Consider the following 13,078-nt stretch of genomic DNA (forward strand, 5'->3'; position numbering starts at 1 on the left):
GAGTCCAAGTGGCCGAGTTCGAAAAACGAGGCGTTGTTGACCGGGCCTGGTTGCACAGTGAGACCGTAGGAGACGTTGATCTGAGTGCCGGCATTGACATGAGGAAACTCGATTTCAGAGCGGTTGGCGCCGCCATCGTTGGTCAGATCGCTCCAGCCCGAGGTGCTCCAATAGTCGCCGGAGCGGACCTGAAACTGCAGTGTGTTGGGATCGGGGTTGGTCAGGCTCCACGGCTGGTTGGCATTCTGGGCTTCGACAGTGTCGCCATCGACCATAAAATGGCTCATGTTGGTAGCCGAGAACGAGGTGATGTCCGGTGAGGTCGTCATTCCAATCATCCTTTGAAGATTTGAGACAAGACATTCCACTGCCGCGCGTGCGATGGCGCACGACATACTTCGTGCTCGCGGCCGCTGACGCGAGCAGACTGAAAGCAGCGTAATCGGGATGATTGCCCCCCCGACTGCTGAAGCGGATGGTTAATTAGCGAGTATGGCGAAAAAAATAGGTGAGCATGGCGATAATTAGAACCGCACGGCCCAGCTGTGGCAATTATCGCATCTGCCTGCCGTTGCTGCTGAATTCGGCGACACTGGCTTGTGGGGAAGCGAAAAGATCTCCCCTGATGGTATCAATGTATGTGCCCGTCGTCGGAAATCATCTTGCATTCTCGCTCCAAGCGGCCCACCAGCCACGCTGGCAAAGGTTGCTGGCGCCCCTCTCCGGGCGTACTCCGCAGAGCACCTGGCTGCCGACACCAGCGCCTTGGCAGCGGCCCATGGGCAACTGCCGTCATGCCTGATCAATGAGTGATGGAAATCGCCCTATTCGAAAAGCGATTGCGGATGTGGACTGTAACACCACGCTCGCCGCGCAACCGCCGGCTTCGTGTGGCAGTTCCTGCTCTCTCCAGGGGAGGGTGGGCCCGCCGCAGACGATGATCGTAGCTGCGCTGTGTCGAAGCCTTCTTTGCCGCCCATGAGGAGCGGACCAGTTCAATCCCGTGCGCATCTCCTGGAGCGCCGAGCCGCCTTTCAAGCCGCGCGATCGCCTCGCCTGGGCGATTGGGGCCGCCCCAGCATGGTCGCCGGTGTCGGTCTTACTCGCTTTCAGAACTTCAAGGGCGAGTCGTTTGGCCTCGCCGAACTGGTGCCCACGTAACGCCGCCGCGGCGAGCGATCCGAACATTGAAACGCTGTCGGCGCGGCTCTCTTTAGTGCCGGGCGTCGGGTGAATGCGATCGAACAATTGCGCTGAACAGTGGCGCGACGTCCGCCGTTGATCCCGGCCTTTCAAGAGCTCGTCGCCCAGTTTGTCGGAGGCGGACTCTTCGAAGAGGCAATTGCGGCAATCGATAGCGCGCTGGCACTCGCACCGCGAAACGTCAATCTGCGGCTCGACCTCGGGTTCCTACACCTCGAGCGCAACGACCGCGGCAAGGCGCGTCGATTCTGCAGCAGGCTGCCGCATTGCCTATCATCTTCCGCGCGGCGTCACCTTGGGCTGAGGCGAGCACAAATAGCTCGTTCGCGGGGCCACGTCGACAATGGCCACGAGTTAGCCCCAAGGCCATTGTGCTGCGAGCGGAAGGATGAATTGTGATCAAGATTGCGATGTTCGGACCTGGTTAAGTCGCCATGAGGGGAACCAAGGCGACGAAGTCATTTAGCATCGACGTGAGCGATGAAAACGTGGTCGAGGGTTTGCGAGCGCCACCAAGGATGAGAGCCAGCATCTGGACGGTTACGCCATGGCCATAGCTGTGTGGGAACGCCCAGCGCGCCGACGGATCTCGCAAGCTATGTCGTGGAGGTTTCCCATCAAATCGCGGAGTTGCTCGGTCGCGGTTGAGCGACGCCCTTGATAGTTGTATTTCGCTCCACGATGCGGCCGCGCACGAACGAGGAATTGGCGCTACCGACTTCGAGGACGGCCCGAACTCGATCGTGATCTTGTTGAGATGCGTGATGGCACAAGTAGCCCACGGCAGCGGACGGATGCCCGAAACGTCGAAACAGCGCAGACGTAGCGGGCGAACGACATCACGCTGATCTCCATTGTCGATTTCGAACAACGGTGATGGGATATCAGGGCAATCGGAGCCGAATCGCCGGCGCGCTCTTACTCACATTTAGGTAGCCACTATGCGCTCCGGTTGAACTCGATCGAGGTGCTTCTATTCTCAACTCCCTTGCTTAAACTTGCATCGTGACGCGTCCGATAGGAGGTCCAGGCTCGGCGTTGATTTGGACCCCTGCGGCAAGACCGTCGGAACTAGATCCCGAGCGCTCGCTTGCGTCCGCCCCGGCGACGCACCTGAAGCCGCTCCCCGCATAAGGATGGCGGTGCTTGTTGTGGTTCATGATGATGCGCTCGCGCTTGAACAGGATGTACAGCCGCCGATAGCCGAACCGCCGGCGAGCAGAACCGCGCGTGTGCTGCCGCATCATTCGCTCGGCGGCTCCGATACGCACCGAGGTGCCGTCGGCTCCAAGCGTAGAGTACGCCCGCCCACATTCGTTCTCCAGACATATCAACGCTTCGAACCAAGAATGGCGGCGAGTGTCCCTGACTACTTGTAACCAAAATGCTATTTGTCTCATTTAGCTTTGTTTTGCTGTTCCTGCCGATAACGATGGCGGGTTTCTTCTTGCTGTCATCCAGCCGCCCGCAGGCATCGATCGCTTTTCTTGCGATAATGTCGTTTGTTTTTTTTACCACTTCAGGCGGTAACCCGCTGTTATTAGTCGTGTCGGTGATCGCGAATTACACCTTTGGGAATCTAATTACAGGCGCGAAAAAAACCGCAGCTACCAAACGCTGGTTGATCTTGGCGCTAATTTTCAATCTTGGCATACTGTCGTATTACAAATACGCCAACTGGTTTATCGACAACCTTTCCGTAATCCTCGGACGCCATATCGAGTCGTTGAACGTCATATTGCCGGTAGGGATTTCATTTTTTACCTTCACGCAAATCGCCTTTTTGGTCGACTGCTATTCCGAAAAAGTGCGGGAAACGAAGTTTGTGCATTACCTACTGTTTGTGACTTTCTTCCCGCACTTGATAGCCGGACCAATTCTTCATCATAGTGAAATGATGCCGCAGTTCGCGCGGGCGGACAACAAAAAGATAGTCTTGAGGAACTGCGTGATCGGCCTCCTTTTGTTTGTCATTGGTGCATACAAGAAATTGTTGTTTGCAGACGGGATATCAGTGTTCGTATCTCCGGTCTTTGACTCTCGTGGGGAGCCGCCGACGATCGGAGAAGCATGGTCAGCGACGCTTGCCTACGCCTTTCAAATCTACTTTGACTTTTCCGGCTATACCGATATGGCCCTAGGCATCTCCCGCCTTTTTAATATCAAGCTGCCGCTAAATTTCGACTCCCCCTACAAGGCGGACAGCATTATTGATTTCTGGAGGAGATGGCACATGACCCTCTCCCGCTTCCTTCGGGATTACCTGTATTTTCCCCTCGGAGGAAACCGCCATGGCAAGTTTCGCCGATACGCAAATTTGATGATCACAATGCTGCTGGGCGGATTATGGCACGGAGCCGGCTGGACATTCGTGATTTGGGGCGGCTTGCACGGACTTTATTTGATGATCAATCATGCCCAGCGGGCGATCGGCGTCAGCGCAATTTCGTCAACGCTGTGGTTCCGTCTGCTAAGCCGGATAACGACTTTCTTGGCCGTTCTCCTTGCTTGGGTATTCTTTCGCGCCAGCGATCTGGCTTCGGCAGGGCGGGTGCTGTCAGGAATGATAGGTCTTCATGGTCTCACTTCTGCGGCATATACGAAAGACGTCCAACCCGGATTATTGCCCTTGCTCGATGCAAACCCGTGGATCTGGATTGCAGCGCTCCTTGCAATTTCTTGGCTTGCACCGAATTCGCAGGAACTCATTGCATTCGCAGAGTCGTTGATTGATCGATACGTCGAGAAGAGCAAACGGCCAGTGTTGCGGGCCACGTCACTGTACATTGGCTGTCTATCAATGTTGCTTTCATTGCTTCTCTTCATCATCACCATAAGCGTAGTACGAGATGCCGAATCCCCGTTCATATACTTCAATTTTTAGAGCCTCGATACGATACTCCTGGGCGGGGCTCATAGGAATCCTCGCGGCCGTCCTCTGCCTCGATGCGACGCTTCGCCTGATCGGATATGGATCGATTCCGTCTCTTGGTTACGGACGATACCAGACTAACATCGGGACACCTGAGCTTGGATATGCTGGAAGGCCGAACATCGACGGGATACAGACCCAGGAGGGCTACAGCCATCTCGTTCTCAACGATTTTGGGTTTCATGACGTCACCCATCGACTTGAAAAGGACCCTAATTCGTTTCGGGTAGCGGTCCTTGGTAATTCCCTCACCATGGCCATACAGGTGGAGACCTCCGAAACCTACGTATCGATTCTCGGCAAGGAGCTAAGGGAGTGCCCAGCTCTGAACGACAAACGCGTGGAGGCTCTCAATTTCGGAGTTGGCGGCTACACCACGACTGAAAATTATCTTTTGATGAGGGATTTTGTCTGGCGTTATTCACCCGACTTCATTGTCCTGCAGGGGTCTCCAGGCATGCCTGATCCCGAAGAAGACGTTTCTGCACGTGTGACAATTGAAAATGACGGGCGTCAGAATATCGATTTGAGCTTTATGGATACGAGGACGTACAAAATACGGTCGTCCAGGGCGTTTACCTGGTTCTTAATGATAAGCGATCACAGCCGGCTTCTTCAATACATCAATGAATTCCGTAGGAAATTGACCTCGAGATCTCGAAAGTCGGTGATGGAAGCGTCTGCCGAATCGAGCAGTGGTTCTTCGCAGCAAAAGACTCGACTGTTGAAAGCAATTGCGGATATAGCGAAATCTCATTCGACGCCTATTGCCATATTTCTTATGCCGGATGGGGGGGAAATGGACCCCCGGAAGGAAAGTAAGCCTGCCCTATCCAAGGACGAAACTTGGTGGGAAGAGCAAGGCCGTGATCTGTCAATTCCGATTATCAACCCGGCAGCGGATGCTTGGAGTTTTGCGCACAAGAACCGGATCTTCCTTTCTGGATTTGGAAGCCAATCAGGCAGTGGACACCTGACCCGGTACGGAAACGCCTTCTTCGGGCAAGAGCTCGCAAATGCGATCTGCGGCATGCTACGCCATTAGATCTCGGCTCGTGGTATTTTCCAATAATTACTCCAACGTAATTCGAAGGCGCTGCGGTAAGCGCCAATCCTCAACACATCGGCATGGAATGCGCTAAGGGAACGGTTCAGCGGCGAAGAGGTTCACGGATTGGTTTCTGCGCGCGCTGCCCGCCGGCCGAGAAGGCCGTAACTCCCACACGCGATCGCGTATCACCCTGTCCAGCGAAGCTGCATTCCTTGAACTCACGTCACAGCCGTACCGCAGTGAGCGCGGGGATAGACCGCGCAAATAGGCTTTGACCTGATCGACGATGCCTGGCGTTGGTGCCCGCCTTTTGTAGACCGGCGGCTCCACCCTTTGGCGATGTAGGCCCTGACGGTCCCTCGGTCGACACTTAGTTGCCGGGCGATGGCGCCGACGGACGGACCTTGGCGATGCAAATCCAGGATCATGACTAGTTCACCAAGCTTGGTCACCGCGCCCCCTCACGCCTGCAGCAGGAGCGTCAGCGATTTGGCGCGCCGGACGGCCGAACTTCGAGGGCAGGTCAGCTGCCTCAGGTTAGGCCGGGCGGAGCTACTGCACCTGGTCGCAGGACCAGAGGATCAGAATCGTCGGGAAACGTTTTGCGCCAGGGGCGAACGTGTCGGCGATCGCGCGCTCTCGCGGGCTTGATCCATCGCAGTTGTTTGTGTGGCGACGCGAAGCGCGGCGGATGGTCGCGCCGCTCTCTGCGGCGCGAGCCCGAGCGGTGAAGTTCACACACTTTGAAGCTGCGGCGCGACAGATGGTGGAAATCGTGACCAGCGTCGGCCCCTTGCGGAAGTCGATCGGCGTGCTGGCCACGTAAACCTGAACGCTCGTTGGTTCGTGCTCATGGCGGCGCTACGTTTCCGGCTCGATCGGTACATTCCGGGTCACCAGCTGGGAATTGGCATGGGACCTGGCAATAAATGGGTAGCTACGATGGTTCATTGAACTGCGGAACTGCGCGACTAAAGATCGACCAGCATTCCGGGCCGGTAAGTAAGTTTGGACGGCTGATGAACATATGGTTTGATCTCCATAACTCGCCCCACATCAACATGTTTCGAAGGCTTATCGGGGAGCTTCAGGAGGAACATGAAGTCGTTATAACGGCTCGACCGCTTGCGAACACGGTTGATCTGCTGAAGCTGCATCGGCTCAATTTCGATGTCGTCGGTAAGCATTACGGCGCCAACATCGCGAGAAAACTTCTAGGATATCCGGTGCGAGTGCGCGACTTGTACTATTTTCTCAAGGACCGTTCAATTGACCTCGCAGTTTCGCAAAGCTCCTTCTATTCACCGGTCGTTGCGCGACTTCTGGGTGTCCGATCAATTTATTTGAACGACAATGAGCACGCTCTTGGAAACGTGCCAGCTTTTCTGTTTGCCGATGTGATCATGCTCCCGGAATTCCTCGACATCAGCAGAGTGCGCTGGCAGGGGGCTCGCGCTGCCAAGGTGCGCCACTTTCCGGGAATAAAGGAAGGCATGTATCTATGGTATTTTGCCGATCAATTCATGTCGCGACGCACTAGGACGGCGCAGGATCAACGCAGAGCGGTCTATGTCAGGCCGGAGCCCTGGACCGCACAGTACTACAAGAGTGAAATCAATTTTCTCGACAGTCTTTTGCTTGGGCTTCGCGATCATGTCGCTTTGACCGTCCTGCCGAGAGGGCGTGCGCAGGGGGCGCATTACAGAGCCGAGAAATTCAACGGCATACGCGTGATCGATACCGCACTTGACCTGGCGGACATAGCTCCGGACTGCGATTTATTTATTGGCGCTGGTGGGACGATGACCCGGGAGATGGCAGTGCTCGGTCTCCCAACGATCTCGATCTACCGATCGGAGCTGCTCGACGTTGATCGTTACTTACTGCGAAGTGGGTGTATGCAGCATCGGCCAGACCTTGACGCGGAAACAGCGCTGAGGATCCTCGACAACACCACTAAGCGCGTCCCGAACCTGGAGCTGCTCCACAAGGGCAAAGTTGCTTACAACCAGCTGTACTCGGCCATTCTCGAGATAGGCGGCCGCCACTAACCGAAGGGCGAGATGATGATCAAAGCGGCTCTCATTGGGCTTGGTAAGATGGGAATCTCTCATCAAGCCATTATCACGGCTCACCCCGATGTAAAAATGGTTGCGGTGTGCGACGCTGCCAATTACGTGCTGACGCTGATGGAGAAATACACCGGTGTTAAAACGTATTCCGATTATCGAAAGATGATCGATACTGAGGACCTTGACTGCGTGTTCATCGCGACGCCGTCGCGTTTCCATGCTGAAATGGTTCGGTACGCACTTGATAAAAATTTGCACGTGTTTTGTGAGAAGCCCTTCTGTCTTGACGTGGAGCAGGGTAGTGCGCTGGCGCAATTGGCCGAAAGAAAGAGGCTTGTCACGCAGGTAGGGTATCATTGTCGATTTGTCGGCGCTTTCCGTGAAGCGCGACGTCTGGCCGCTCCGAATATTCTCGGCAATATCCACCATGTGCAAGTCGAAGCTTACGGACCTGTTGTCGTTAGGACGAAGGGTTCGACCTGGCGTCACAGCAAGATCGAGGGTGGCGGTTGTCTTCATGATTACGCATGTCATGCAATCGATCTAATGAATTATGTGGTCGGAGCGCCGCGTTCGGTCGGTGGAACGGTCGTGAAAAGCATTTTTTCGCAAGACGTGGACGATGAAGTTTATTCAACGCTCTACTTTGAAAATGGCGCTACCGGCTACCTGGCCGCAAACTGGAGCGATGACAGTTATCGAAAGATGTTTACTCGGATAACACTGTGGGGCACCAAAGGCCGATTAAGTGCTGACCGCCAAGAGTATCAGATCTATCTTCGAGAACCGAACGAAGAACTGTCTTTGGACGCCGGCTGGACCATTAAGAATACGGTCGAGTTAACCCAACCGGCGTGGTTTTATCTGCGAGGTGAGGAATATTCAGCGCAGATCGATCATTTTATCCAATCGGTAAAGGCCGGAAACCATCAGACGGAAAGCACATTCAGCTCGGCCCTGGCAACCGATCGTGTCGTACAAATGCTATTGGCTGACGCCGAGGGGCGCCGGACTGAAGTCTGGAAAAATAGCGGGGCGGCAACCGCAAAAAAGAGATCAGTTCTGCAAGACCTGTTGGTGGGCGGGCACTAGCGGCAGCTTGGAAGGTAAAAAATGGATCGAGTGCTATTCGGCGACAACCAATTTTTTGGCGTCAATCACATGTCGGAAGAGAAGGCGCGAGCGCAAGCCATGCGCTTTCAACACGATGAGGCGATAATTGAAGTGCTGGATGCCGCGCTTGACGAGGGCATCGCAACCTTCATGTGCACCACCCACGAGCGGATTGGCGCCATTTGCGATCATTGGCGCGCGAACCCCCCGAAGTACAAGGGTTATAAATTCTTTCCGTGCATGCCCTATGCGCACAAATACGCCAATGCGGCGACCGAATACGGCATCGTAGAGGCGATACGGCGCTTTTTGCCTCAGGAAGGGCTCCTGAACGCCGTCGTCCGCGGCGGCATGTCATTGGCAAAGAAAGATGTCGAAGGCGTTGCAACACTCCTCATCGACGCCGAGATGAAGATGTTTCAGGGCCTTGAGACCCCGGTCATCTTTTTGCAAAACGTGGTGACGGACTTGTTGTTGGGGACAGGCTTTAAGGAGGGGCTTCGGATTTTCGCGGACCATGTGCGGTTGCGGTATAATGCTGAGCCGGGGTTTATAACGATGAACTTAATCCGACTTCTCGATGCTTTGGATGAAGTTGGTCTGGAAAACCCGATAGTCTGCTGTAATATCAATAAGCTTGGTTTTCGTATGTGCGGAGGTGCGGCCGCCTATGAGCAGGCAATCGCGACCAGACGTTTCAGACCAATAGCGATGTCAGTGTTGGCTTCAGGAGCGATTCCTCCTAGAGAAGCGTTCGAATATGTCTGTGCTCAAAAACAAATTGCATCGATTGTTTTTGGGGCATCCACTCGTGAGCATATTCGGCAAACAAAGTCGCTGATACATATGCTCTCTTAGAGGAAGGTACCGAGTATATGGGAGCACGCGGCAGCCTGAACGGGCCGGCCAATACTCATAATAAGTAGCCACAATGATGGGGACTGGTTGAGCTAAATCGACGTTTACCGTTCGTAACCCGCGTGCCTACACTGGCGTCGAAGTTGCGCCTGGAGAATGCTTGGCGCTAGCGCTGAACGGATCACCACTGCGGGGGGTTGATTTGAAGCAGCAGGTTAAAAACGCCTTATTTTATGCAATTGAGAGCGCCGGATTTTTTCCGGTCTTTCGCCGTATCTTCGCTGGTAGGGCGGCGATTCTAATGTTCCACGAGGTTCAGCGGGATTCTCAGTCGGAATTGATGACCGGCATTTCCGTTGAACTATTCGAATATTCGCTCAGTTGGCTACAACGAGAAGGATGGGCGATAGTTAGCCTCGAGGAGTGTCTTGAGCGGCTGGCCGCAGATGACCAATCGCGCCGCTATGCGGTCCTTACTTTCGATGACGGGTACCGGGACAATGTCTCGGTGGCGCTTCCAATCCTCGAGCGCTACAACGCTCCCTTCATGGTGTATGTGCCCACCGGCGCCTTGACGCGGACTCTGCAGTCGTGGTGGTTAGGATTGCGCGAGCTGGTTCGGTCAAGAGATGATATTGCAATCGATGCAATGGGCATTCGGTTTCACTGTTCTGACTTCCGGAGCAAGGTAGCCGTCCTGGACAAACTGGACCGGTGGGTTCACCAGGATTACAAACGAGGCGCGGCGCTTGCGAGGACCTTCGATAAGGCTGGTATTTCGTTATCAGCGTTGAACAACCGATATTTCCTGGACGAGTGCGCGCTTCAAGAGTTGGCGCGTCATCCTCTCGCATCGATTGGCGGGCACACAACTTCACACGCCGCGCTAGCAACCCTGGATGCGACCTCAGCACGGACCGAGTTGGCCGATAACCGCAACTATCTGGAGAATTTGATTCAGTTGCCTGTGCTGCATCTCGCTTATCCGTATGGGTCATGTGGTCCGCGTGAAGAGCATCTCGCTAAGGAATCAGGGTATTTGAGCGCCGTAACAACGCGACATGGTCAGCTAAGCGACGGTCAGCTAAATCAATTCGCGCTTCCCCGTATTGGGATGAGCAGTCGTTTTGACACGGAAAGTTCCTTCGCTGCCAAAATGAATGGGGTGCAGTTGGCATTGCAAACGCTACTTGCGAGACAATCACATCGGCGGCAGTTGAAAGATGCTTCGCGCTTGGCTTGTCCGCCGCCGACAGTGGGTTGATACCACCGAAGGTGTCCGGAGGGGCGCTCGTCAACTGCGGTCCGCCACCGCTGAGTGGGCGGTGGGTAATCCGCCCCAAGAGCGCCGCTCGAAGAAGCCAAAAATGAGGCGTCGGCGTTTAGCGGGTGTTTCCGGCTTTCAACACCGTACCGCCATTCGCCAGATCGATACCAGACGCTTTACGTAGTTGTTAATTTCGTATCGTTCCGCGTGGTCGCGCCGGGCGGCGTCGCCCAGGCGCTGCCTCAACGCTCCATCGTCGAGCAATTGAACGAGCGCATTGGCAAGCGCTTCGGCGTTCCCAACAGGCACGAGGAGCCCGTTGCGTTCATGAGCAATGATTTCGGGAACCGCACCAACAGGTGTTGCGACCACAGCTACACCGTAAGCGAAGGCCTCGATGATTGCCATTGGGAGACTTTCGACGAAGGATGGCAGGGTAAGAATATCGGTCCGCTGAAGCAACGCGGCGGTTTCTGACGGATCAAGCCAGCCCGGCAACTCCACTCGATCGGCGATTCCAAGTCGACGAGCCTGATCGCGAGTTTGCTCCATTTCTCCGCTTCCCGCTATGGTAGCGGTCCAGTCGGTGCGGCACGCCAGCTTTCCGAGTGCATCAATGAGTTGTGGCACACCCTTTTCTGGATCAAGGAAGCCAAGGAAGGTAATGCGAAGCTGACCGGATTCCGACCGCCCCCGATTTGGTTGGTCCGGGGAGGTGGTGGCGTTCGGAAGGATCTTGATTTTATCTCGAAGACTGGGAAGCCGATCGAGAATGACGCGCGCACCATAGTCGCCTAGCACAATAATCGCTGCACTATCCAAGAACAATCGGTTGATGCTTCGACGCAAATATGTCCCGGCTCTTCCCCAGAATTGATCAAACTGGCCGGCGTGAAGATGAACGACATAGGGCACTCGAAAATAGCGCGCTATTGCCGCGATGATCAGTTTACGGTACACGCTCCCGCGAAATGAGAGGTGAAAGTGGATTAGGTCAACGTTACCGCGCGCCGCGGCAACACAGAATTGGACCAGTGCCCGAGCAAAGACCACCACTCCCCAATAAATGCTCTTCTGTCCTCTGGTTACCAGTCGCTCGGCCTTGACGCCAAGATCTCCGCGTGTGTCGATTGTATCAATGATGAGATCCGTAAGACGATCTATTCCTCCTCGCCCATGCGCGCCGTACGGCGTAGCTACGATCAAGCGAAGAGTATTTGGGGTTGTACTCATCAAATACACCGAAATTCGTTAGCACGCTCCGGCAGAGCCATCCTCGGCAATTCCTAACTGCGAAGATCAATCCGATGCCCTTCTGACAATGCTGCTCAACGATGCGCGATATATTCGACGGTGCCCAACATCGTAAGGGTCTCTCTGTGACCTTAGTACTTTTAGTGGCTTACCGACAAGGGTGTCTAGCTGGCGACGCGGCTCGCCCGAACGTTCGCCGTGCTAAGACGACGTTCGCTCATAGTCGTGCTACTGAACATCCAGCCGCCTCGTCGAAGTTTGTGTCGGACGTCCTCGACGCAAAGGGTGATCGAGTGCGACGTTTGTAGCAAACCAGCTAGCAACCGGATCTAAGATTGCGAGCTTCCGCTGCCATTGCGATGTGGCCGAACTCGGCGTTCACGTCGCGGGACTACGTGGACGACAGCGGCCGAGAACCGGTTGGTCACCGGGTTACCCACAATTGGGTAGCCACTCAGTCCCCGGTCGCAACCCTTTTGGCTGCACTTGCTCAGAACGTCCCAGGGCTATTGTCGCAGAATGAAAATTGCGGTGTTCGGAGTTAGCTGCGTCCGCATGGTGGCCGCCGGAGGGCGACGATGCGTACGTCATTTCGAGAATGCCCGACTCTGTCCTGAAGATGGCCCGATACGGTGGAATTCGCAGGCAGGGTGATGCGTAGCCAACAGCGTTTGCAACATGCTGCACTCCATGTCGCTAAGTTCGTGAGGATGCGCGTTGATCCTGCGGTAGCTGTCGATGCCGCTGGTAGCGATGTGATCAGAATTAGCACGGGCATCGTATGGGGTAAGCCTTCGCCACGCAAGGAGGGCTTTCCTGGATCGCATCAATGCGCTCGGCGTGCAGTTCATCATCGGTGTCGGTGGTTCGTTCGATATCCTTCCCGGTGCGGTACGCCGGGTGCCGGTTCGCATGCGACATCTCGGGCTCGAATGGCTGTACCGCGTCTACCAGGAACCGGGACGCATGTGGTGGCGACATGCGAAGACCAATACGCTGTCCGCCGGCATTCGGCCCAAGCCATTGTACGGCAGAGCCTAGGCATGGCGCCGCGAGCAAACAGGGAGCCGCCCGGAACGAGTCGGGTAGGAGGGTGGCGCGTGCAGAGACACCCTCTATTTCCGTTAGCTGTGTCTCGGGAAGCGAACAAGTTGTCGCAGGTCCTAAAGGGAGGAAACGCAATTGCGGATTTCGTTTTCAACCCGACGACGACAACCGGTCGTCCGATCGATTGCTTCGGCCTTCCGGCCTTGTTCCGTTTGATTGATGACTTAATCGCAGCCGGCTCCGGAAGGAGCACATGTCGCGGCTATCATCTGATTGTTGTC

General features: G+C 55.3%; 10 protein-coding genes and 2 pseudogenes. 9 read left to right on the forward strand and 3 right to left on the reverse strand.

The window, feature by feature from the left end; all coding sequences use genetic code 11:
• Positions 1 to 329 (reverse strand): hypothetical protein (locus YUU_RS51905; RefSeq protein ID WP_035663540.1); only part of this gene is annotated, 329 nt, incomplete at its 3' end.
• Positions 330 to 1,260: 931 nt separating this feature from the next.
• Here YUU_RS51905 and YUU_RS62780 point away from each other — a divergent pair.
• The 3 genes from YUU_RS62780 (at position 1,261) to YUU_RS0128185 (ending at position 5,180) form a co-directional block, all read left to right on the forward strand.
• Positions 1,261 to 1,602, forward strand: a complete 342-nt coding sequence (locus YUU_RS62780) for a tetratricopeptide repeat protein (RefSeq protein ID WP_371260510.1) — start codon at positions 1,261 to 1,263, stop codon at positions 1,600 to 1,602.
• A gap of 985 nt (positions 1,603 to 2,587) precedes the next feature.
• Positions 2,588 to 4,087: an MBOAT family protein gene (locus tag YUU_RS0128180; protein ID WP_027525397.1), complete on the forward strand. Its 1,500-nt coding sequence runs from the start codon at positions 2,588 to 2,590 to the stop codon at positions 4,085 to 4,087.
• On the forward strand, positions 4,053 to 5,180 hold the full coding sequence (locus tag YUU_RS0128185) for a hypothetical protein (protein WP_156944545.1): 1,128 nt from the start codon (positions 4,053 to 4,055) through the stop codon (positions 5,178 to 5,180). The genes YUU_RS0128180 and YUU_RS0128185 overlap by 35 nt, the downstream gene beginning before the upstream one ends.
• Before the next feature lie 308 nt (positions 5,181 to 5,488).
• Here the strand turns inward: YUU_RS0128185 and YUU_RS61400 are convergent.
• Positions 5,489 to 5,638: pseudogene (locus YUU_RS61400) on the reverse strand (IS21 family transposase); the annotation flags it as partial.
• Between the two features lie 119 nt (positions 5,639 to 5,757).
• Here YUU_RS61400 and YUU_RS62785 point away from each other — a divergent pair.
• From YUU_RS62785 to YUU_RS51920, 5 genes and pseudogenes are all read left to right on the forward strand, one after another.
• Positions 5,758 to 5,904, forward strand: a pseudogene (locus YUU_RS62785) (transposase); the annotation flags it as partial.
• Between the two features lie 211 nt (positions 5,905 to 6,115).
• Positions 6,116 to 7,237, forward strand: coding sequence for a DUF354 domain-containing protein (locus YUU_RS0128195; protein WP_198031839.1), 1,122 nt, complete (start codon positions 6,116 to 6,118; stop codon positions 7,235 to 7,237).
• 12 nt (positions 7,238 to 7,249) lie between these two features.
• Positions 7,250 to 8,350, forward strand: coding sequence for a Gfo/Idh/MocA family protein (locus tag YUU_RS51915; RefSeq protein WP_063621745.1), 1,101 nt, complete (start codon positions 7,250 to 7,252; stop codon positions 8,348 to 8,350).
• 21 nt (positions 8,351 to 8,371) lie between these two features.
• Positions 8,372 to 9,229 carry a hypothetical protein gene (locus tag YUU_RS0128205; RefSeq protein ID WP_027525400.1) on the forward strand — a complete coding sequence of 286 codons (858 nt, stop codon included), beginning with the start codon at positions 8,372 to 8,374 and terminating at the stop codon, positions 9,227 to 9,229.
• A gap of 160 nt (positions 9,230 to 9,389) precedes the next feature.
• The gene (locus YUU_RS51920) at positions 9,390 to 10,493 is read left to right on the forward strand and encodes a polysaccharide deacetylase family protein (RefSeq protein WP_245288109.1); all 1,104 of its coding nucleotides are present in this window, start codon (positions 9,390 to 9,392) and stop codon (positions 10,491 to 10,493) included.
• Between the two features lie 138 nt (positions 10,494 to 10,631).
• Here YUU_RS51920 and YUU_RS56720 read toward each other — a convergent pair whose 3' ends face one another.
• On the reverse strand, positions 10,632 to 11,729 hold the full coding sequence (locus YUU_RS56720; protein WP_084801580.1) for a glycosyltransferase family 4 protein: 1,098 nt from the start codon (positions 11,727 to 11,729) through the stop codon (positions 10,632 to 10,634).
• A gap of 861 nt (positions 11,730 to 12,590) precedes the next feature.
• On the opposite strand from YUU_RS56720, the gene YUU_RS61410 reads away from it, so the two are divergent.
• Positions 12,591 to 12,791: a WecB/TagA/CpsF family glycosyltransferase gene (locus YUU_RS61410; RefSeq protein ID WP_027525403.1), complete on the forward strand. Its 201-nt coding sequence runs from the start codon at positions 12,591 to 12,593 to the stop codon at positions 12,789 to 12,791.
• Positions 12,792 to 13,078 lie beyond the last annotated feature (287 nt).

It is taken from the genome of Bradyrhizobium sp. Ec3.3 (assembly GCF_000472925.1).
GTDB lineage: Bacteria > Pseudomonadota > Alphaproteobacteria > Rhizobiales > Xanthobacteraceae > Bradyrhizobium.

What these genes read in the sequence shown, in the direction of transcription:
- YUU_RS0128185 (WP_156944545.1), top strand. Translation starts at nt 4,053, where the DNA reads ATGCCGAATCCCCGTTCATATACTTCAATTTTTAGAGCCTCGATACGA.
- YUU_RS0128195 (WP_198031839.1), top strand. Translation starts at nt 6,116, where the DNA reads ATGGGTAGCTACGATGGTTCATTGAACTGCGGAACTGCGCGACTAAAG.
- YUU_RS56720 (WP_084801580.1), bottom strand. Translation starts at nt 11,729, where the DNA reads ATGAGTACAACCCCAAATACTCTTCGCTTGATCGTAGCTACGCCGTAC.
- YUU_RS51915 (WP_063621745.1), top strand. Translation starts at nt 7,250, where the DNA reads ATGATGATCAAAGCGGCTCTCATTGGGCTTGGTAAGATGGGAATCTCT.
- YUU_RS0128205 (WP_027525400.1), top strand. Translation starts at nt 8,372, where the DNA reads ATGGATCGAGTGCTATTCGGCGACAACCAATTTTTTGGCGTCAATCAC.
- YUU_RS0128180 (WP_027525397.1), top strand. Translation starts at nt 2,588, where the DNA reads ATGCTATTTGTCTCATTTAGCTTTGTTTTGCTGTTCCTGCCGATAACG.